The sequence below is a fragment of the Corynebacterium sp. HMSC064E08 genome (assembly GCF_001811805.1).
In the GTDB taxonomy this organism is placed as follows: domain Bacteria; phylum Actinomycetota; class Actinomycetes; order Mycobacteriales; family Mycobacteriaceae; genus Corynebacterium; species Corynebacterium jeikeium_D.
The window spans coordinates 155,178-175,903 of the sequence record NZ_KV806698.1 but is presented as its reverse complement, the minus strand read 5'-3'; the positions used below and the strand labels follow the sequence as shown (position 1 = coordinate 175,903).

Sequence of the window (20,726 nt, the reverse complement as noted above, 5' to 3'; positions counted from 1 at the left end):
GCTTCTCCCGATTTCACCGAAATCCGAAGCCGCCAACCTCGCCGACGGCACGACCGTATTCTCCGTGCCGGCTGGCCTCAAATGGATTGCACGTCACGACCCGGCCGGTTTCCTCCCCGGCCAGAGATTCATTGACGAAGTCACCAGCGAACCCTTTCGCCGCATCACGGGGTGGAAGCACACCCACGTTCTCTCCGATACTCCGCTTGACGACGGCAGCGCTGGCACGGTTTTAGAGGACACCGTTGACACCAAGGTTCCGGTACCCGGGTTAGATTCGATGTTCGCCTACCGTGCTACGAAGGTTGCTGGAGACCTTGCGGCCGTCGATAGGCTTTCGGAGTATTTGGGGCATGTGCCGGAGCCGCTGACAGTGGCGATCAGTGGAGCTACGGGGACCATCGGAACGCAGCTGCGCGCGCTACTGACCACGGCCGGACATGAGGTGATTTCGCTGGTGCGCTCACGTGAACAGACGGGTGTGGACAAGCGATATTGGGATACTGCGGCACCCGCAGCTGACTTGCTGGAGGGAGTCGACGCGGTCATCCATCTGGCCGGCGCACCGATTGCGGGGCGCTTCACGGAGGCGCATCTTCGAAAGGTTCGCCATTCCCGTGTCGAACCAACGCGAGCTCTGGCAAAGCTCGTTGCATCTACTGACAGCGTGAAGGTCGCAGTTGGAGCGTCGGCGGTGGGGTTCTACGGTGCGGATCGTGGCCCAGAGGTACTCACCGAGGACGCTGGCCCTGGCGTGGAAGCGCAGCGTTACGACGGCAGCGCCGCCGCGGACAGTCTCTCGGCTATTGTGCGCGATTGGGAAAATGCATGGGATCCCGCTCGCGATGCAGGCAAGCGGGTCGTAAACGTCCGCACTGGTCTCGTGCTTGCTGGTGGCGGCGGTCTCTTGCCGCTACTAGCGGGCGTGGTGTTCACCGGGCTTGGAGGCAGATTGGGGTCGGGCGAGCAGTGGTTCCCGTGGATTGCTTTGGACGACCTGTTGGACATCTATCACCGGTCGTTGGCAGATTCCGCACTTGCCGGACCTGTCAATGCGGTGGTGCCACTGGCTTCCGGAGTGAATAATGCGGAGTTCACGAGGGTATTGGGAGAGGTCTTGCACCGCCCGACGGCGGTTCCGATTCCTTCACTGGGGCCTGCAGTACTGCTGGGCAAACGCGGTGCTGCGGAGTTGGCTCTCGCGAATCAGAGAGTAGAGGCAGCAGCGCTGCAAAAGGCGGGGCACAGGTTCCGCTTCACTTCGCTTAACGACGCCCTGCGCCACGAGCTATTGAAGGAGACGTAGCCTTCCACCGTGCCTACACAAAACACGAAGGTTGTGTAATTGAATGGCGCGTTGCGACTATCAACAACCCGACCCCTGCGCCTGATTCCACGGCATCCTGAACAACCCAAAGATGCTCTCTGCATAGGTACTCAAACACCTGTTGACTCATCAACTTGCCATCACATTGCACTCGGTGTAACTTTGCACCTCGTGCAAATTGATGAGAATACCTATCCCAGATTGGACCCGGGCCAACGCCCCGAGTGCGGTCTCCGGGAGCTCAAAAGGTTTCAAACACACTGCGCTTTGGCCGATGCCGCGACCGCTCTTGTGCTGGATCACGGATACGACCAAGTCAACATCGAAGACATCTGTCAGCGGGTCAATATCAGTCGACGCACATTCTTCAATTACTTCGACTCCAAGGATCAAGCCATCTTCGGCAACGGCATCATGTCATTCGATGCTGACGATGAAGAGGTATTCCTCGCCCAAATTCACCAAGACCCCATCGCGGACATGCTCGATTTCATCGAGAAAAAGCAGCAATCCCAGCTACTCCGATATAAAGAGCTGGGGGCAACCGAAGAGTTTCACCGTCTGCTCAAGGAGCGTATCCGCGAGATTTTGCGCAATGAGCCAAAGCTATCGACGGTTGTCATTTCGAATTTTGGCAACTCAATGCGCCGCGTCCGTTCTGCCTTTGAGCGCTATTTCGAGATGAATCCACAGTCGCGCACGCACCCCGAGCTGCCCGTCGGGCACGAGGTAGCACTGTCGGTCGGTTTCGTCCGCGAATGCGTGCTGTACTCATCGGCTCATCGGGACGAATTCACAACAGATACACCGCTTCACGACGCCGCCGACGTCGTTAAAAATTTCTGGAGGAGGAATAGTGACAGCTAGCAACACCACTGCTCAAGATCAAACCGACACCACGGTTTCTGACAACAAGTCCCACTTGGGAATCATTTTCTTCGCGCTCATTCTCACTATGCTGATGAGCTCGCTGGGGCAGATGATTTTCGCCACCGCCCTGCCGACCATCGTCGGCGAGCTCGGCGGAGTTGACCACATGTCGTGGGTTATTTCTGCATTCCTGTTGGCACAGACTGTGGCAATGCCGATTGTCGGCAAGCTCGGTGACATGATTGGGCGCAAGGGCCTGTTCATGATGGGCATCGCGCTGTTCATGGTCGGTTCCGTCATGGGTGCAATCACCAACTCCATGAGCCTGCTCATCGCCGCCCGCGCCTTTCAGGGATTTGCTGGCGGTACATTGATGGTTTCCTCGCAGGCCATCCTGGCCGAGGTTATTCCCGCACGCCAGCGCGGTAAGTACATGGGCATCATGGGTGCTGTGTTCGGTCTGAGTTCCGTGCTGGGACCAGTGCTGGGAGGCTGGTTCACCGACGGCCCGGGCTGGCGCTGGGGCCTGTGGATCAACGTCCCGATGGGCGTGGTTGCACTATCGGCAGCTGCAGCCTTCCTGAAGCTGCCCCGACGCCAGAGTGAAGGAAACTTCGACTACATCGGCACGATGTTCTTGACTGCCGCTGCCTCGACGCTAATTCTCACCACCACGTGGGGCGGTACACAGTACGACTGGAACTCCGGAGTCATCATCTCGCTTATCGTTGCCTCCGTGGTTTCCTGGGTGCTGTTCTTCCTCACCGAGACTCGTGTTTCCAACCCACTGATTCCGACGCACTTGTTTAATAACCGGAACTTCGTGCTCACGACTGTGTCGGGTCTCATTCTGGGTATCGCGATGTTCGGCACTATGGCCTATATTCCGACCTACCTGCAGATGGTGCACTCAATGTCACCGACCGCTGCAGGCTTGATGATGACGCCGATGATGGTCGGCATGCTGCTCACCTCAATTGGCGTTGGCCAGATTATTTCGCGGACTGGTAAGTATCGCTTCTACCCCTTCGTCGGCCTGATGATTATGGCTGTCTCCCTCTACTTGCTGTCCACGCTGGAGACCACCACCCCGCTGTGGCAGGTTGGTGTTTACCTGTTCATCATGGGCTTCGGCCTGGGCACCGGCATGCAGGTTCTGGTTCTCATCGTGCAGAACTCCTTCCCGGTCGCCATGGTCGGTACCGCTACCGCTGCGAGTAACTTCTTCCGCCAGATTGGTGGTGCGGTCGGTTCCTCCATTGTGGGTTCGATTTTCATCCACCGCATGAAGGACCTGGCAGGCGAACGCGTTCCGGCGGCTATCGAACAGATCAAGGCCGCATCACCGGAGGCTGCAGCAGAGTTCGCAAAGCAGATGGGCCCGGAGGGCTTTTCCTCTAAGTCGATTGGTTCACTGACGCCGCACGTCCTAGATAGCATGCCGGCGCCAATCCACGAAGCGCTGATCTCCAGCTACAACGATGGTTTGACGCCAATCTTCTTGGTACTAATGCCAGTGATTATTCTGGCAGCAATCATTGTGTTCTTTGTTCGCGAGGATCCGTTGAAGGAAACCGTCGAATAATTAATTCGCGGGAGCCGCGGCTCCCGGCAGCTATGCCCCCACCTGGCCGTCGGCGCGGTCGAGCTTGTCCAGAATCGGACGGTTCGGCTCACCGGCGGCTTCTGCTTCTTCCTGGACGCGCTTCAGCGCGCGCTCCTCTGGCTTTTCCAGGAGCTTTTCCAAAATAATGACATCGCGCCACTGCCCCGCCATTGGACCGTAGGTCATCTTTGCCATGTGGTGGTAAATCCCCACTTCACGGAAGCCAAGCTTTCGATGCAACTTTAACGATCCCACATTCTCCGGGAAGACCCACGAGTGAATCGACCAGCAGTCGAGCTCCGTGGCATCGTCGATAAGCTTCTGCAGCAGCGTCGCTGCCAGCCCCATGCCCTGCCCGTCAGGATGGACGTAGATGGAGTCTTCGATGACGCCATTGAAAATCGGGCGCTTGGATACCGGCGCTGCCGATGCCCAAGCCAGAATCTTGTCCGGGTTTTCTGCGTCGACGGCGACGTAACACAAATCCACTCGTTTGAGTGCGATGAATTCGTCCCACTCGGGAGCGGAGTGCTCCCAGGACGCGTGCCCCGTATCCAGGCCAATCTCGTAGATCTCTTGGATCTGTGGATAGTCCTCTTCACGCATCATTCGAATCGTGAAATCGCGCTTCTTTTCAGCCATAACTACAAGTGTGGCTAATTTTTCCGCGCACGTCGAACGAAACGACAAAAATATTGTAAAAAGATTACTTTCGCCTGCGCGGTCGCCCGTTTCCGCCGCTGCTTCGACGTCCACCACGACCACTGCGCGCATGCTTTACGACGCTCCCAGCGCGCTGCCGGCGGGCTTGCTTAGCAAGCGTCTTTTCTCGGGCCGATAACTTCTTTGGAGCTTCGTCAGCCTTCTTGCGCCCCAGCTGTGTGCGCGTCGAGCCTTCCCTGCGCCCCTGGACAATGCCGACGAACTCCTGCCGGAGCTCGTCGTCCTCTGCTTTCGGCCACACCAACCAAATAGCTGTTCGAGACAGCGGTTCTGTGGCACCTTCCTCGGCCACCAAGTTCGATGAGGCCACCGCCTTCTTCGACAGCGCCTTCAAAATCGTGCGAGGTCCCACCACGACACCTGCACCAGTGGCCGCGACGGGCAGCATCTGTCGCAGCTCATCCGCATCCACGGAGGTCAGCAACACAGTTTCGTCCGCCAACAGCTCCTCCGGCACGGACTCTGTGAGGGAGAACACGTGCTCTTTCTCGAAGGCCACGCCCCAGGCTTCGTCGTAAAGCCGGATGCGATGGAGCGACTCGGGCAGCGAGCTTTCGGACTCTAACCGAACCAGCGCCATGTCAGCGGCGCCGCCGACCAGGTCGGACATCGGATCGTCGGCGGCGTGGGTGTGCAGTGTTGCCGGAATCCGATCCCTAAAGCGGCGAAACCACTTCTCGGGACTGGTGCCGGTGGCGAACACGATGCGCAGGACGGCGGGTTCAGGAGTCGACATACTCCGCAAGGTTACTCGAATGGGTGCTAGCGTTGAACCCATGAAACCCCTAACCGCAGCCAAGAAACTTGGCATTTTCCTCCCGGCCACACCCGAGGAATTTCGCACTGGTGAGATTTCGCACGCGCAGTTTGCCGAACTGCAGTCCAATCCGCCGGAGTGGCTCGCTGAGCTACGCCGCAACGGACCGCACCCGCGCCCGGAAGTTGCCCGCAAGCTGGGCATCACTATCACGGCGTTGAAGAAGAACGACATGGACAAGCCGCTGACAACGGCGGAGATTAAGGATTTGCTCGAGCAGATGCCGGAGTGGCTGGAGGCTGCTCGTGAGTCCATGGCGAAGCAGCGCGTGGAAGCCGCTGAGGCAGAGGCCAAGAAGGACGACGGCCCTGGTCGGGCTGCCGCTGAAGCTGCTCGCAACGCCGAGAAATAGCCGACACAGCTGACACACCGACACAGCTGACACCTTCAAGGAGGATTCTCCCGTGGCCATCGACTACACCGCACATGCAATCAACCACAAGGACAACGGTACGGTTGTCCTGATTGGCTCGCTGGGCACCACACAGGAGATGTGGGAGCCCCAGGTAGCTGCTTTGAGCGAAAAGTACCAGGTCATCACGCCAGATGTCCGCGGCCATGGCGATTCCCCTATCCCCGAGGGTGAGTGGGACATGAGCCACTTGGCCGCCGACATCATCGAGGTCCTCGATGAGGAGGATATTGACCGCGCACATTTTGTGGGACTATCTCTCGGCGGCGCTATCGCCCAAACCATCGCATTAGAACACGCCGATCGCGTGGTCAGCCTGACACTGTCGTCGACGGCGCCGAAATTCGGCACACCCGAGGCCTGGCAGGAAAAGGCCCAGCTCGTGCGCGACAAGGGCACGGTCGCACTCGCCGACACTGTCGTCCGCAACTGGTTTACCGACGAGTGCTTCGACACTACCCCTGAGCTCGCCGCCCGCTTCCGCGACATGATCGCAGATTGCCCCGATGACGGCTACATCGGCGCCTGCGGAGCACTCTCTCGCTTCGACACCCGCGAGCGCCTCGCCGAGATCACCGCTCCGACGCTGGTCATCGCCGGCAAGCAGGACACCTCTACGTCTCTCGACGTCGTCACTTCGCTTCACGACGGCATCGCGGGCTCGACCATGGTCGTCATTTCGCCGGCCAAGCACCTGCTCAACCAGGAAACCCCGGAGTACTACAACTCGGCCCTGCTGGCGCACATTGATGGGATTGCCGACTAGCGCCTAATCGCAGCAATAAAAAATAGAAATAACGCGACCTGCTCGCTGTCCATTCCACAGGGACGGCGCACAGGTCGCGTCATTTTTTCGAGTGCAATTGGAGGTTGCTATGACTGCAGTGGAAGAAGCTCGGATAATCAAGGGAACCGGTCTCCACCTGATGCTCATACTAACTACCACCAGCACTAATGGGAATAAGAAAACGAGATTGTTTCGTTAATCACCCCCATGATGACCATCCAAAACGCCTACCCTATCGACCCCAAAGCCCCAGGGTCCCGCCTGTCAGATATGACAAAAATAGCCATTCACCTGGCTTTGTAGGTTAGCATTACCTAACATTGCCGACTGTCGAGGATAGTCTGGATTCAATAGCAACCTCCAACCGCAACGGGGGTAGTTTTCCGGGAAGGTTGGGCACAATATCCGTCGTCAAGCGATTTCACGTCATCAATCGGGAAAAAACTTTTAAAAAAACAAGTGTCTCTCATCACACTCATGCATAATGGGGTACAACAGTCATAGTCACTATGACGATGAACCGAGGCCATCGCGTTTATCTGCAGCGTTTATCTGCGACGTACGAAAAGGCCTTAAGACAAAAATTCCACGACAATATTTCTAGGAGCATGTCATGAAGGACTTTCTGCCCCGTACTCACTTCGAAGAAGAGCACAACATGTTCCGCGACATGGTTCGCGGCTTCGTCGAGAAGGAAATCACCCCGAACGTAGAGCGCTGGCACAAGGAAGGTCAGCCGGACCGCGAGATTTTCAAGAAGGCCGGTGAGCTGGGCCTGATTGGTATGTCCACTCCGGAGGCATACGGCGGCGGCGGAGAGATGGACTTCCGCTACAACCAGGTCCTGAACGAGGAGCTCTCCAACGCTGACTGTGGCTCCATCGTCGTTTCCTTCGGCGTTCTCAACGACCTGGTCGCTCCGTACCTGGCCAAGTTCGGTAACGAAGAGCAGAAGCAGAAGTACCTGGCTTCCATGAACGCCGGCGACACCATCGGCTGCCTCGCCATGACCGAGCCGGGCGCAGGTTCTGACCTGGCAGGTATGCGCACCTTCGCCAAGAAGGACGGCGACCACTACGTCCTCAACGGCACCAAGATCTTCATCTCCAACGGCATGATGGCCGACTTCGCTCTCGTCGCAGCTATCACCGACCCATCCAAGGGCCGCGCTGGCGTCTCCATGTTCATCGTCGACGCTGATCTCGAGGGCTTCACCAAGGCTGGCCCGCTGCAGAAGGTCGGCCTGAAGGCTCAGGACACCGCTGAGCTCAACTTCGACAACGTCCGCGTTCCGGCCGAGAACTTGCTCGGCGAAGAGGGCGCTGCCTTCGGCTACCTGCGCACCAACCTCGCTCACGAGCGCCTGACCCTGGCTTGCGGCTCTGTCGCAACTTCCCGCCGCGCCTGGACCCTGGCTTACAAGTACGCTCAGGAGCGCGAGGCATTCGGTCGCCCGATCATCCAGCACCAGGTCCACGGCCACTACCTGGCTGACATTGCCACCCGCGTCACCGCCCTGCAGGCTTTCGTTGACCAGGCTGTTATGGCTCACAACGCAGGCCAGCTGGACGAGACCGGCGCTTCCATGGCCAAGTACTGGACCACCGAGGAACAGCAGGATATCGTTACCCGCTGCCTGCAGATGTTCGGTGGCTACGGCTTCATGCTCGAGTACCCAATCTCCACTCACTACCTCGACTCCAAGGTTCAGACCATTTACGGTGGCACCAACGAGATCATGAAGGAGATCATCTTCCGTCGTATCGCCAAGGGCGGCGCAGAGTAAACAGCGCACGTCGGCCTAGCCGATTCGCCCCCCCCCAAACCCCGTCAGGTCTTCCTGGCGGGGTTTTTGCATACCTCAAAGTAGGTGGCTGGCGATTATTTACGAGGCTTGATTAGAGCTCCCTTCCCCCGTGCCACATCCCCACTAAAAACATTACCCCCTACAAAACCGAAACTATACAATGAGATACTCATCTCATATACTAAGATTCTGTTAGGTAATGGTGATGCACTTCACCAAATTCCCTCCTAGGCCGCGCGAGCGCGTGACCGGAGATGAAGGATTGGAGTTCCAGAGGTATGAGCACAACTAACTCGACCGCTACCCCTCAGCGAAGGGAGGTGTTTTCCACCCGAGCAGCCTTCATTTTCGCCGCCATCGGCTCGGCAGTCGGGCTTGGAAACATCTGGCGTTTCCCCTATGTCGCATACGACTCCGGCGGTGGCGCCTTCCTTATCCCCTACCTGGTCGCACTTCTGACCGCGGGTATCCCACTGCTCTTCCTCGACTTCGCCATCGGCCACCGCTTCCGCGGGTCCGCACCGAAGTCGATGCGTCGCATCAAGACCTGGGCTGAGCCAATCGGCTGGATTCAGGTCGGTATCGCCTTCTTCATTACCGTCTACTACGCCGTTATTATCGCGTGGTCCTTCATCTACGCCTGGAAGTCCATCCGCAAGAGCTGGGGCCCAGATGCCGAGACCCACTTCATGAAGGACTTCCTCCAAGTAGACACCGAGAGCGTCTTCTCTCTGGACTTCGTCCCCTCGATTTCCATCGTCCTGCTCATTGTCTGGGTACTCGTCATCGGCATTCTGGCCGCTGGTGTGGACAAGGGCATCGGCAAGGTCTCGATTATCTTCATCCCGCTGTTGACCATCCTCTTCGTCGCAGTGGTCATCTACTCCCTGACGCTCGACGGCGCTGCAAAGGGCCTGGATGCATTCTTCACCCCAGACTGGTCCGCACTGACTGACTCCAGCGTATGGATTGCCGCCTACGGCCAGATCTTCTTCTCCCTGTCCGTGGCCTTCGGCATTATGCTGACCTACGCCTCCTACCTGAAGCCACGCACGAACCTCACCGGTTCCGGCCTGGTCACCGCGTTCGCAAACTCCTCCTTCGAGGTTCTCGCCGGTATCGGTGTCTTCGCCACCCTGGGCTTCATGGCAGCGCAGTCGGGTCAGGCCGTTGACGAGGTCGCAACCTCCGGTATTGGTCTTGCCTTCATCGCATTCCCGACGGTCATCTCTGAGATGCCCAAGGTCATCGGTTCGGTCTTCGGGCTGCTGTTCTTCCTCTCCCTGGCAATCGCCGGTGTGACCTCCCTGATGTCGCTGCTCGAGGTCGTCGTCTCCGCAGTCAAGGACAAGCTGAACCTCGGCCGCGTCCAGGCCACCCTCACCGTCGGTGGCGCCATGGCCGTCATCTCGCTGCTGGCCTTCCCGACCACCTCAGGTCTGGTAACCCTCGACATCGTAGATAAGTTCACCAACAACGTCGGTATCGTCCTGGTTGCACTGCTGACCATCATCGCAATCGACTGGATCCTGCGCCGCACCAACGAGTTCGCCATGCACCTCAACGCCGTGTCCTCGTTCAAGGTCGGCACCATGTGGCAGATCTTCGTCGGAAACATCACGCCGGTCATTCTCGCCGTCATCCTGTTCCAGGAGCTCATTGGACTTTTCCAGGAAAACTACGAAGGCTACTCCGACACCCAAATCGACATCTTTGGCTGGGGTGTCATCGGCGTGATTCTCATCGGCGCTCTGATTATGGCCATCCTGCCTTGGCGCGGCCAACACCGTCTCGATGGCCCTCCGGGCTCGGACTTCGGTGTGACGCCAGATTTCAAGCGGTCCTCACACCTGCCACGCAAGCACACTCCGGAAACCGAGGAGGTTTAAGCCAAATGTCCGGTATCGCAATTGTCATGATGGCACTGTTCATCATCGTCATCTGGGGCGGTCTGGCGGTCTCGCTGGTCAGCCTATCCAAGCACCCTGACGAGGTTTCCGGTGAGCTGGGAGATCACCCAGAGCTCACCAGCGAAGTACTAGGAGCGCAGGAAGAGCAGTAGTTCTTCACTACTATCTCTTCCCTGCCACTCCAGGTATCTGACTTACTCACCTACGAAATGCGGTGGTCGCTTCTCCAAGAACGCGGCCACCGCTTCCTTATGGTCGGCCGAGACCGCCAAACGAGCCTGCGCGTCCGCCTCCGCCGCAGCAGCAGACAAGGTATCCCGGCGCAGCAGAGCCTTAATCTCCTTCAGCGCGGCCGTCGGCCCCGCCGCAAACTGGGCAGCCAACTCGCGTGCCCGAGTCGCTGGATTATCCACCACTTCAGTGACCAGGCCGAGGCTCAGGGCCTCGTCGGCAAGCACCTTCTTATCGAAGAACAACAGCTCACGCGCCTTCGCGTCGCTGACCATACGCGGCAGCAGCGCCGACATGCCACAGTCCGTGGCCAGGCCAATCGACGGGAACGCCGCCTTGAACGACGCCTTCGGGCCGGCGATACGGAAATCACAGTGCAGCGCCAGCGACCAGCCGGCACCCGCCGCAGCACCTTCGATAGCGGCAGTAACCGGAACGTTAATCGCGGTCAGCTCCGCAACCATCGGGTTGTACTCCTCGACAACCTTGCCCATGCCAGCGCCCGACTGCAGGTCAGAGATGTGCTCCTTCAAATCCTGGCCCGTGCAAAACGCCTTTGGCCCGCCGAGCAGGATAACAGCGCGCACGTCCGGCTCTTGCGCACGCTCAAAAGCGGCTTTTAGCTCCAAGCGGAGATTCTTATCCAGGGAGTTGTATGCATCCGGGCGGTCGATGGTGATGGCTAGAATGCCGTCGGAAAAGTCTTGAGTAACGTTGCTCATAACCTCGCAGGTTATCGCAATCTCCCCCGCCTCGGACGCACTTTTGCACCAAATCACTCGCCGCGAGTAACAAGGGACACATGACACTTCCACGCCCCGCCACGCCTGACGACGTCCACGAGATCGTCGACCTCATCAAAGACCTGGCGGCCTACGAAAAAGAACCCGATGCCGTCCGACTGACCCCCGAGCGCCTGCGCGAACAGCTCTTCGGGGACAACCCTGCGATTTTCTGCCACGTCGTCGACTCCACATCCGGAAATTTGGACGACGGCGCCGGTGGCGGTGATGGCGGTGTTGGCGGTGTTGGCGGTGTTGGAGGCAGCCCGCGCCTCGACGGCATTGCACTGTGGTTCCTCAACTACTCCACCTGGGAAGGCACCCACGGCATCTACCTCGAAGACCTCTACGTCCGTCCCGAGGCACGCGGCACGGGCAAGGGCAAAGCACTGCTGCAGAACCTCGCGCGAATTGCCGTGGAGCGAGGCTACTCACGTGTCGAGTGGTGCGTCCTGAAGTGGAATCAACCCTCCATCGATTTCTACCGCTCCCTCGGCGCCTTCCCCATGGACGAATGGGACACCTTCCGCCTCACCGGCAGCGCCCTGCGTGACTTCGGGGCGTAACAGACGGCAGCGCGTGGTGCGGCGGTACGGCGGTGCAGCTGCGCTGCGTTTTGCGCCGTGAAAAGTCCGGATGTGGATAACTGCTAAACCGGCTGACTTATCCACAGCCTGCCCCCATAGGCGTTGTCCCCCTACATCCGGACTTTTACCTTCAAAGGCATGACAGTTCTTGGGACGCTCGCCGCACTGGCCTCGCGCGGAATGGACACGCTGGCGGAACTCCACGCCGCGCGTCCCGACGGCCACGACGCCACCTCCCACCTGGCGGCAACCCTCGGCCTTGACCCGGCGCGCCTCCGGCTTTTGCTACGCGTCGCCGCCCACTATCTCCAACCCGCTGACACCGAGGAAAACACCAAAGCCCGCGAAGACGCCACCGCCCTTGCGCGCCAGCTCGGCCTCAGCCTGGACACCTGCGTGCTTATCGACAAGCGCAGCCGCCAAGCCAACAACGCCGAACTCCACGACAACCTGCGGCTCACATTCGTCGCTGCCGCCGAACGCCTCGGCTTCGAAGAACTCGATCTCTACATGCGGGAAACTCTCACCGAGCTCAACACCGAAGACGAGCCACCCCAGCATCTGCGCGCCCGATTTTCCCGGAAGGTAGACATCCGGGGAATGAAGCACTTCCACATCTCCGGCCCCTCGGATATGCTCGACAATCTCCTGTCGCCGCTTACCATCCGTGCCGCAGAAATCCGGAAGTCCCATCCGGAGTTTTCCCACGACCGCTGCGTCGGCCAAGCGCTTGCCGAGCGCCTCGAGCATGCCGATGCCGCAACGCCCGTCGACAAGCTCGATGAAATGCGCTACCAACCCGCCATCATCATCACCGCACAAGACCTCATCGACTACAGCCCGCGATTCGCCGCCACCACCAACGGCTCCGCGCTCGCCCCCGACGTCTTCCTTAACGCCCTACTCGCCGACACCGGGTGGGCCGTGCTTTACGACGAACACAGCGCCATTACGGACTTATTTCCCATCGGCAACCCCCGCCTGGCGACTGAAGAGCAGCGCATCGCGATGCTCATCGACAACCCCATCTGCGCCTGGCCCGGCTGTGAACGCCCCGCCTATAGCGGACAAGCGCACCACCTAGTCGCCCACAAACACGGCGGCACAACCACGCTAGACAACCTCACCATGGTCTGCCGCGAACACAACGGGCTTAACGACGACGACCGGGAAGGACGCAACGGCCACCTCGAACGTATCCCCACATCCGGACATATTCGATGGCGCCCGCCGGATAAAACTCGGCCGCCGCTGTTTAGCAACTCATTTGTGACATCAATGTCCGGGAGGTCCTACGCCGGATACCGGGCGGGCACGACGAAACAGCTCGGGCCGGAGCCACCACTTCCGGACTAAAACCCGGATGTACGGGAAAACCCGTCCTAGCGCACTGCTAGAACGGGTACTTGCGCTGCAAAAACGCAGAATTAGATGAGGTTCCAGTCCTCGATGCCGTCGTAAAGCGGGAATTCCTGAGCGATCTTCGAAACGCGAGCACGCAGGGAGTCAACATCCGCATTCTTGCCGGCGGCGAGAGCAGTACCGATGACATCGGCGACCTCGGTGAACGCCTTCTCGTCGAGACCGCGGGTGGCCAGCGCCGGAGTACCGATACGAAGTCCGGATGTAACCATCGGAGGACGCGGGTCAAACGGAACGGCATTACGGTTGACGGTAATGCCAACAGCGTGGAGCAGATCCTCGGCCTCCTGGCCGTTCATCTCAGAATTGCGCAGATCCGCCAGAACCAGGTGGACATCGGTGCCGCCAGTGAGAACATCGACGCCAGCCTCGGCGCAGTCGGAAGCGGTGAGACGCTCAGCCAGAATGCGGGCACCAGCCAGAGTGCGCTCCTGGCGCTCCTTGAACTCCTCGGTACCAGCAATCTTCAGCGCCACGGCCTTGCCGGCGATGGCGTGCATCAGCGGGCCACCCTGCTGCCCCGGGAAAACAGCGGAGTTCAGCTTCTTGGCGTACTCCTGCTTGGCCAAAATCATGCCCGAACGTGGACCACCGAGGGTTTTGTGAACGGTGGTCGACACAACGTCAGAATGCGGAACCGGCGACGGGTGCAGACCGGCGGCAACCAGGCCTGCGAAGTGCGCCATGTCCGTCCACAGCTTCGCACCGACCTCATCGGCGATGGAACGGAAAGCTTCGAAGTCGAGGTGGCGCGGGTACGCCGACCAACCTGCGATGAGAACATCCGGCTTTTCTGCGAGCGCCTGCTCACGCACCTTGTCCATATCGATCCGCATGGTGTCCTTGTCCACACCGTATGCGGCGACGTGGTAGAGCTTGCCGGAGAAGTTCAGCTTCATGCCATGGGTCAGGTGACCGCCGTGTGCCAGGTCGAGGCCCATAATCTTGTCACCGGCGTTGATCAGCGCATGCAGAACGGCAGCGTTGGCCTGCGCACCTGCGTGTGGCTGAACGTTGGCGAACTCAGCGCCGAAGAGCTCCTTGGCGCGGTCGCGAGCCATGTCCTCGACGACGTCGACGTATTCGCAGCCACCGTAGTAACGACGACCCGGGTAGCCTTCTGCGTACTTGTTGGTCAGAACCGAGCCCTGAGCTTGCAGCACTGCACGTGGAACAAAGTTCTCACTAGCAATCATTTCGAGCATGTCACGCTGACGAGAGAGCTCCCCTGCCATTGCCTCTGCGAGGTCGGGATCGAGTTCACGCAGCGATTGGTAGCGGACATCGTTATTGTTAGACCCGGTCATGAGTAGGTTTTCGACCTTTCAATGAAACTTCAATGCCACAGGCCATGCTAGCCCTTTATGGGGCAAACCACGAAAGCAGCACCATTCAGGTATGCCCCCTTTATTGACTCGTTTTCCGGTTTTCGGCACCCCCTTGGCACAATTGGAAGTATGACGCGCGCAACATCCCCCAGCCCGTACGTCGAGTTCAAACGCGAGCAGTGGCGCGAAATGCGCAAGAATATGCCTCTGGTGCTGACGGAAGAGGAAGCTGAACGACTTTCCGGTATCGGTGAAAACATCGACCTGGACGAAGTCGCCGAGGTCTATCTTCCGCTTTCTCGTCTGATTCACATGCGTGTGGCGGCGCATCGGGAGCTGAACGCCGTAACGTCGAACTTTCTTGGGGAAAATCCTTCGAAGGGGGCGTCGGTGCCGTTCATTATCGGCGTCGCGGGTTCGGTGGCGGTCGGCAAGTCAACGACGGCGCGTTTGCTGCAGGTCCTGCTCGAGCGCTGGGAGACTAATCCGCGGGTGGACTTGGTTACTACTGATGGCTTCCTCTATCCTTCTGAGGAATTGAATCGCCGTGGGATTATGCAGCGCAAGGGGTATCCGGAGTCGTATGATCAGCGTGCGTTGATGCGGTTTGTCACGGCGGTGAAGTCGGGGGCGCGGCATGTGAAGGCCCCGGTGTATTCGCACACGCTCTATGACCGGGTGCCGGATGAGTTCGTCGATGTTGACCGTCCGGACATTCTCATTCTCGAGGGGCTCAACGTTTTGCAGACGGGCCCGACGCTGATGATTTCCGATCTTTTCGATTTCAGTGTCTACGTCGATGCCCCGCGCGCGGACATCGAGCGTTGGTACATCAGCCGTTTCCTCCGTCTCCGCCAGACAGCGTTTCGCGCTCCGGGCGCGCACTTCGCGGATTATGCCACGCTTGACGACGAAGCTGCGGCCGAGGTAGCCCGACGCATTTGGCAGCAGGTGAACTTGCCGAACCTTACGGAAAATATTTTGCCCACTCGAGTGCGTGCGTCATTAGTTCTTACGAAGTCTCGGGACCACAAGGTTTCGAGGGTCCGGATGCGCAAACTCTAACATCCGGAAATTTTTCCGGATGTAGGGAGGTTATTTGCCGAAGCGGCGCGAGCGCTGCGAAAAGTCTCGAAGTGCGCGGAGGAAGTCGATGCGGCGGAATTCGGGCCAGTAGGTATCGGTGAACCAAATCTCGGAGTAGGCGGTTTGCCAGAGTAGGAAGCCGCTGAGCCGCTGTTCTCCGGAAGTGCGGATGACTAGATCGGGGTCCGGTTGTCCGGATGTGTAGAGGCGGCGAGAAATGGCATCGGTGGTGATGCGCTCCTCAAGCTCGGAAGCATCGATTCCCTCGGCGACTGATTCCCGGATGATTCTGCGTACTGCGTCGACGATTTCCTGCCGGCCGCCGTAGCCAACGGCAATGTTGACCTGGATGCCGGTGTTGTTCGCGGTGACTTCTTCGTCGTGACGCAGCCGGGCGGTCATTCTTTCCGGAAGGAGCTCGAGGTGGCCGACCATGCGCAGGCGCACGTCGTTAGGCGATTGCGCCAATTCGTCGACGACGTCAGCGATGATGTCGAACAGTAATTCCAGCTCTTCGGGGTCTCGCCCGAGGTTTTCGGTGGAGAGCAGGTAGATGGTGACCAGCTCGATTTCCTGCTCGGCGCACCAGCCGACGAATTCTGCGATTTTGCGGGAGCCGACGCGGTGGCCGTGGCTGACGTCGGTGAATCCAGCCTCCCTCGCCCAGCGGCGGTTGCCATCGGCCATGATGGCAACGTGCTTGGGGCGAGGTTTTCCTTCTAGCTCTTGGGCTAGTTTGCGCTCGTAGAGCGGATAGGCGATCCGCCGGAGTGAGGACGGCTGGTTTTCTTTCACATATGTAACCCTACCCAATGGGCACGGCCGCTTTGTGCTTAGTCGCGTGCCTGCCGACGCTTCCGGACTTCTGCCGCAAGCGTACGCAGCAGCCGGTCGGTGGTTTCCCAATCCATGCACGCATCGGTGACGGACTTGCCGTATACGAGGCCCTTACGACCATCGGTAATTTTTTGCGCGCCGGCTTCGAGGAAGGACTCCATCATGATGCCGGTGATGCGCTCGTCGCCGCCCCCGATGAGCTTGCCGAGTTCCTCAACGACCTCGGCCTGGCGCACCTCGGATTTTCCGGAATTGGCGTGGGAGGCGTCCACCATAATGCTGACGGTTTGCTCGGCCTTGTTCAGGCGCGCTTCGGCGTCGTTAAGCGATTCTTCGTCCCAGTTCGGGCCGGAGGTGCCACCGCGGAGGATGATGTGGCAGTTGTGGTTGCCGGCGGTTTCGACAACGGCGGCGCGGCCTTGGTCGTTCATGCCGAAGAAGAAGTGCGGGTTTGCTGCGGAGACCAGCGAGTCCACGGCGACCTGGACGTTGCCGTCGGTGCCGTTCTTGAAGCCGATGGGCACGGAAAGTCCGGAAGCGAGCTGACGATGGACCTGCGACTCCGTGGTGCGCGCACCAATTGCACCCCAGGAGACGGCGTCGGAAATGTACTGCGGGCTGTTGGGCTCGAGGAATTCGGCGCCGGCGGGCAGGCCGGTGCGCAGGACCTCGATGAGTACCTCGCGGGCCATGTGCAGGCCCTTGTTGATTTTGAAGGAGCTATCCAGGTCGGGGTCGTTGATGAGTCCCTTCCAGCCGACGGTGGTGCGCGGCTTTTCGAAGTAGACGCGCATGACGACCAGCAGGTCCTCGTCGAGCTCATCGACGGTGGCCTTCAGGCGGCGGGCGTAGTCGATGGCGGCCTCAGGGTCGTGAATGGAGCACGGGCCGACAACGACCAGCAGACGATCGTCTTCACGGGCGATGACGCGGGCGACGTCGAGTCGCGACTGCTCTACCTCGTTAACCAGGTTTGGGGTCAGTGGCTGTTTGGCCATGACCTCTTCTGGGGAGGGCAGGTCGTGGAAGGCTACGACGCGGCGGTTCGCGGTCGAGGCGGGGGCTTCGAGGGAAGTTGGAGGGGTCATCTGAGGTCTCTTTTCTCTGGGTGATTAGTTGCGCATTTTGGCTGTAGATACGACAAAAGGCAGCGCCCCGATTGGTTGGGGCTGCTGCCTTTGGCTCCGGTTGGTGGCGACGTGACGATTAGCCGCCGGCTGTGACTATGTCGTCACTGCCTCCGGAGCCTTCGAAAAATAAAATCGCCACATACGCATGTGCTTGACTGTAGCGCACTGCCTAGAATCCCGCAATTCGAACTCCAAATCCCGCCACATGGGAAACAATCAGGGGTGCACACATCGCCCGTCGTCAAGCGGCGCGCACATGCCTTGACGCTAACTACTCCGCTTCACGACGCTGCTCTGCTGCAGCCATCGCTTTATCCACGGCCTCGGAATCAAAGGGATCCATACCGTGCGCCTCGGCAAACTTCCGGCGGGCGGCCATGCGCTTCGCGCGCCGCGAGAGATCCCAGCCGAGAGCCAGGATGACGATGAGCAAAACGACAATGATGAGCAGGCCAATAGGAGAGGCCTTACCGAAGTCAGCACCCCGCGGACCAGTGGGGTTCTGCGCCAGGAAAATTGTCGTGCGAGCCGCCAAGGCATCGAAGCTTTCAATCATGAGTTCCAGCTTAGCGTTAATTCCGGACTATTCCGCGTCGGGGTCGATACCGGCGAAGAGATCGGTCTCTGGCAGCTCAGTCTGCACGCGAGTGCGGGCGAGCTCAAACTCTTCGGTCGGCCAAACGCGCTGCTGAATGTCTACTGGCACGGCGAAGAATGGCCCGTTCGGATCGATCTGCGTGGCGTGCGCCAGCAGCGCCTGATCCCGCTGCTGGAAGTATTCGCCGCACTCAACCTGCGTGGTCACGCGGGTCATGATGTCGCCGGGAGTCTTAGTCCAACGGCGGAAGGACTCGGCCAGCGGGCTTTCCAAACCGTTGTCGCGGTAGTAGTTGTCCAGCGCGATGAGACGCGCCTTGATGAAACCGTGGGTGTAGTAGAGCTTGGAAATTTCCCATGGTTCACCGAGCTCGGGGTACTTATCCGTTCCAGACTCCAGCCAAGCGCGCATGGACACGATATGGGTCATGATGTGGTCCGGGTGCGGGTAGCCACCGTTTTCGTCGTAAGTAATGACGACGTGCGGACGAAACTCGCGGATTGCCCGAATGAGAGGCTTGGTCGCATCCTCGACCGATTGGCGAGCAAACACACCGTGCGACAGCACCGGCACCGGGTTGCCCGCAGGCAGACCGGAGTCGGTAAAGCCGAGCCACTCATGTTCAACGCCGAGAGTCTCAGCGGCTGCAGCCATTTCGTGAACGCGCACCGCGGCGATATTCTCCCGCACCTCCGGCCGATCCATCGCAGGGTTGAGAATGCTACCAGCCTCACCGCCGGTGCAGGTCACCACTTTGACGCGATGCCCTTCCGCCGCATATCGGGCCATCGTTGCGGCGCCCTTGCTCGATTCGTCATCAGGATGAGCGTGAATTGCCATCAGACGAAGTGTCAATTGAAGTCACTCCCGCTACTATCTCAGTCCATGTTTTCTGGCCAAGGCCGGAGCCCTTCGACCGCAACGATGCTACTCCAGCACCGTTTCAATACCGCCCCACTATAGCGCTGCACCATCATATGACCACGCAGCATCGCTACTCGGCGGAACGACATAGCAGCAGGACACCGCGCCACACCAGAAAGATTGTTTAACTGTCAACATTTTACCACGTCGACTGAGAACTCCGATAGGCTAAAAAGCATGGCTGAAAGTTCGGAGCGAAACACCCGAAATACCGCAGCGCCTAACGAGCAGCGCGAGCGCTATGGGGACAACAGTCGCACTCTCCCCGCAAAATTGGTTGTCATCGCTATTGTTGGCATGCTCGTCATCGCCGGCGCATACATCTTCGTTCAGATGAACCGCGTCTCCGCCCCGGATGTCTCTGCAACGCAAGCGGGCTGGAGCCGCACTCCAGGTAAGGAAGATGAGCAGTTCATCTTCACCCTGGACGTCACCCGCGAAAAGCCGGAGCTGGATAGCTACTGCATTATCTATGCGCTGAACTATGACGTGGCAGAGGTCGGGCGTCGCGACGTATTCATTCCGGGCGGCGGCCCCGCTACGGTGCGTATGGACGTGCCCATTGCCACCCGCGAGCTGGCCGTCGCAGGCGATGTCTACGGCTGCTCCACCGACATTCCGGAGTTCCTCGCACCTGCGAAGTAACCTCCTTTCGCAACTGAGGATTATGCGCTTCCACGGCACATCGTAAAGCGTGCGCAACAACACTCCGATGCGCCTGTTATTGCCATGTGGCGTGACAGTGCTATCCTGTGACGCAGCCGACGGCCCCACGCGGGGCCGCTTTTGTATTAAATAGCCAAAAACACAGGAGGAACCATGACTGAGGCAAAGAACAATAGCCCATGGCTCACCCAGGAGTCCTACGACAAGCTCAAGGCCGAGCTTGAGGCGCTATATGAAAACCGCCCGGTCATCGCCGCCGAGATTAACGAGCGCCGCGAAGAGGGCGACTTGAAGGAAAACGCCGGCTACGATGCCGCCCGCGAGCAGCAGGGACAGGAAGAGGCACGCATCCGCTACCTCGAAGACCTGCTGCAGCGCGCCACCGTCGGCGAGATCCCGCAGGAGTCCGGTGTGGCTCTGGTCGGCACCGTGGTCCACGTCTACTACGACGGCGACGAAGACGACACCGAGACCTTCCTCATCGGTACCCGTGGCGCTGACTCCTCCAACCCGAACCTGGAGACCTACTCCACCGATTCCCCGCTGGGCAAGGCTCTGGTCGGCGCTAAGGAGGGCGAGACCCGCACTTACGCTTCCCCGAGCGGCGACGAAGTGTCTGTCACTGTGGTCAAGGCTGAGCCGTACGACCCGGAGATGGACGCCTAAGCGCTCCCGGCGTTAGACCGCCTCAACCCAGGCGGCAACTTCGGGCCACAGTGCCCGATTCTTGGACCGATAGAAGCCCATATGGCCTATCGGTCCATTTTTTGTGCCCTCTCCCGCTTCGATATCGCGCTTTACGACGTCACACTGCACAGCCCGATCGGTCAATATGTCGACTGCCAACAACAAAGCGCCGGCCAACCCGTAATAACG

21 protein-coding genes are annotated in these 20,726 nt (G+C 59.4%); 13 read left to right on the top strand and 8 right to left on the bottom strand.

Translation table 11 applies throughout. The features are described from left to right. Nucleotides 1–64: 64 nt before the first annotated feature. The 3 genes from HMPREF2820_RS04000 to HMPREF2820_RS03990 all read left to right on the top strand — a co-directional run bounded on the left by HMPREF2820_RS04000 (nt 65) and on the right by HMPREF2820_RS03990 (nt 3,782). Entirely contained in the window at nt 65–1,306 is a 1,242-nt protein-coding gene (locus tag HMPREF2820_RS04000; RefSeq protein ID WP_246822209.1) for a TIGR01777 family oxidoreductase, read from the top strand. Between the two features lie 288 nt (nt 1,307–1,594). Next, nucleotides 1,595–2,194: a TetR/AcrR family transcriptional regulator gene (locus HMPREF2820_RS03995; protein ID WP_246822208.1), complete on the top strand. Its 600-nt coding sequence runs from the start codon at nt 1,595–1,597 to the stop codon at nt 2,192–2,194. Further along, nucleotides 2,184–3,782 (top strand): MDR family MFS transporter, encoded by a 1,599-nt coding sequence (locus HMPREF2820_RS03990; RefSeq protein WP_070602872.1) that lies wholly within the window; start codon nt 2,184–2,186, stop codon nt 3,780–3,782. Before HMPREF2820_RS03995 ends, HMPREF2820_RS03990 begins: the two co-directional genes overlap by 11 nt. Before the next feature lie 30 nt (nt 3,783–3,812). Here the strand turns inward: HMPREF2820_RS03990 and HMPREF2820_RS03985 are convergent, their stop codons facing one another. Both HMPREF2820_RS03985 and HMPREF2820_RS03980 read right to left on the bottom strand, forming a co-directional pair. Continuing rightward, a complete protein-coding gene (locus tag HMPREF2820_RS03985; protein WP_016423177.1) occupies nt 3,813–4,445 on the bottom strand; it encodes a GNAT family N-acetyltransferase in 633 nt (210 codons plus the stop codon). Between the two features lie 64 nt (nt 4,446–4,509). After that, on the bottom strand, nt 4,510–5,262 hold the full coding sequence (locus tag HMPREF2820_RS03980) for a type 2 periplasmic-binding domain-containing protein (RefSeq protein WP_070602870.1): 753 nt from the start codon (nt 5,260–5,262) through the stop codon (nt 4,510–4,512). A 40-nt stretch (nt 5,263–5,302) separates the two neighbouring features. Between HMPREF2820_RS03980 and HMPREF2820_RS03975 the strand changes: the two genes are divergently transcribed. The 5 genes from HMPREF2820_RS03975 (at nt 5,303) to metS (ending at nt 10,411) form a co-directional block, all read left to right on the top strand. After that, entirely contained in the window at nt 5,303–5,695 is a 393-nt protein-coding gene (locus tag HMPREF2820_RS03975; protein ID WP_050773608.1) for a DUF5997 family protein, read from the top strand. A 52-nt stretch (nt 5,696–5,747) separates the two neighbouring features. Further along, the gene (locus tag HMPREF2820_RS03970) at nt 5,748–6,521 is read left to right on the top strand and encodes an alpha/beta fold hydrolase (RefSeq protein WP_070429184.1); all 774 of its coding nucleotides are present in this window, start codon (nt 5,748–5,750) and stop codon (nt 6,519–6,521) included. Nucleotides 6,522–7,155: 634 nt separating this feature from the next. Further along, nucleotides 7,156–8,328: an acyl-CoA dehydrogenase family protein gene (locus tag HMPREF2820_RS03965; protein WP_005510658.1), complete on the top strand. Its 1,173-nt coding sequence runs from the start codon at nt 7,156–7,158 to the stop codon at nt 8,326–8,328. 299 nt (nt 8,329–8,627) lie between these two features. Further along, the gene (locus HMPREF2820_RS03960) at nt 8,628–10,238 is read left to right on the top strand and encodes a sodium-dependent transporter (protein ID WP_070602867.1); all 1,611 of its coding nucleotides are present in this window, start codon (nt 8,628–8,630) and stop codon (nt 10,236–10,238) included. Between the two features lie 5 nt (nt 10,239–10,243). Next, a complete protein-coding gene (gene metS, locus HMPREF2820_RS03955; RefSeq protein WP_048733989.1) occupies nt 10,244–10,411 on the top strand; it encodes a methionine/alanine import NSS transporter subunit MetS in 168 nt (55 codons plus the stop codon). A 42-nt stretch (nt 10,412–10,453) separates the two neighbouring features. Here metS and HMPREF2820_RS03950 read toward each other — a convergent pair whose 3' ends face one another. Continuing rightward, entirely contained in the window at nt 10,454–11,212 is a 759-nt protein-coding gene (locus HMPREF2820_RS03950) for an enoyl-CoA hydratase-related protein (protein WP_070602864.1), read from the bottom strand. Between the two features lie 80 nt (nt 11,213–11,292). Here HMPREF2820_RS03950 and HMPREF2820_RS03945 point away from each other — a divergent pair, with 80 nt between their 5' ends. Next, nucleotides 11,293–11,838, top strand: coding sequence for a GNAT family N-acetyltransferase (locus tag HMPREF2820_RS03945; RefSeq protein ID WP_070602862.1), 546 nt, complete (start codon nt 11,293–11,295; stop codon nt 11,836–11,838). A 159-nt stretch (nt 11,839–11,997) separates the two neighbouring features. Beyond that, a complete protein-coding gene (locus HMPREF2820_RS03940) occupies nt 11,998–13,215 on the top strand; it encodes an HNH endonuclease signature motif containing protein (RefSeq protein ID WP_246822207.1) in 1,218 nt (405 codons plus the stop codon). A gap of 71 nt (nt 13,216–13,286) precedes the next feature. Here HMPREF2820_RS03940 and glyA read toward each other — a convergent pair whose 3' ends face one another. Next, nucleotides 13,287–14,588, bottom strand: a complete 1,302-nt coding sequence (glyA, locus tag HMPREF2820_RS03935) for a serine hydroxymethyltransferase (protein ID WP_016423186.1) — start codon at nt 14,586–14,588, stop codon at nt 13,287–13,289. Between the two features lie 150 nt (nt 14,589–14,738). Between glyA and coaA the strand changes: the two genes are divergently transcribed. Next, nucleotides 14,739–15,674, top strand: coding sequence for a type I pantothenate kinase (gene coaA, locus HMPREF2820_RS03930; protein ID WP_042388837.1), 936 nt, complete (start codon nt 14,739–14,741; stop codon nt 15,672–15,674). A 30-nt stretch (nt 15,675–15,704) separates the two neighbouring features. Here coaA and HMPREF2820_RS03925 read toward each other — a convergent pair whose 3' ends face one another. The 4 genes from HMPREF2820_RS03925 to mca all read right to left on the bottom strand — a co-directional run bounded on the left by HMPREF2820_RS03925 (nt 15,705) and on the right by mca (nt 19,100). Continuing rightward, nucleotides 15,705–16,490, bottom strand: a complete 786-nt coding sequence (locus HMPREF2820_RS03925; RefSeq protein ID WP_016423188.1) for an isoprenyl transferase — start codon at nt 16,488–16,490, stop codon at nt 15,705–15,707. 38 nt (nt 16,491–16,528) lie between these two features. Further along, nucleotides 16,529–17,620: a 3-deoxy-7-phosphoheptulonate synthase gene (locus HMPREF2820_RS03920; protein ID WP_070602860.1), complete on the bottom strand. Its 1,092-nt coding sequence runs from the start codon at nt 17,618–17,620 to the stop codon at nt 16,529–16,531. Between the two features lie 313 nt (nt 17,621–17,933). Further along, entirely contained in the window at nt 17,934–18,218 is a 285-nt protein-coding gene (locus tag HMPREF2820_RS03915; protein ID WP_048733974.1) for a hypothetical protein, read from the bottom strand. Nucleotides 18,219–18,245: 27 nt separating this feature from the next. After that, a complete protein-coding gene (gene mca / locus HMPREF2820_RS03910) occupies nt 18,246–19,100 on the bottom strand; it encodes a mycothiol conjugate amidase Mca (protein ID WP_042388838.1) in 855 nt (284 codons plus the stop codon). A gap of 261 nt (nt 19,101–19,361) precedes the next feature. On the opposite strand from mca, the gene HMPREF2820_RS03905 reads away from it, so the two are divergent. Beyond that, the gene (locus HMPREF2820_RS03905; protein WP_038626188.1) at nt 19,362–19,829 is read left to right on the top strand and encodes a DUF4307 domain-containing protein; all 468 of its coding nucleotides are present in this window, start codon (nt 19,362–19,364) and stop codon (nt 19,827–19,829) included. Nucleotides 19,830–20,003: 174 nt separating this feature from the next. Then, the gene (gene greA, locus HMPREF2820_RS03900; RefSeq protein ID WP_048733968.1) at nt 20,004–20,516 is read left to right on the top strand and encodes a transcription elongation factor GreA; all 513 of its coding nucleotides are present in this window, start codon (nt 20,004–20,006) and stop codon (nt 20,514–20,516) included. Nucleotides 20,517–20,726 lie beyond the last annotated feature (210 nt).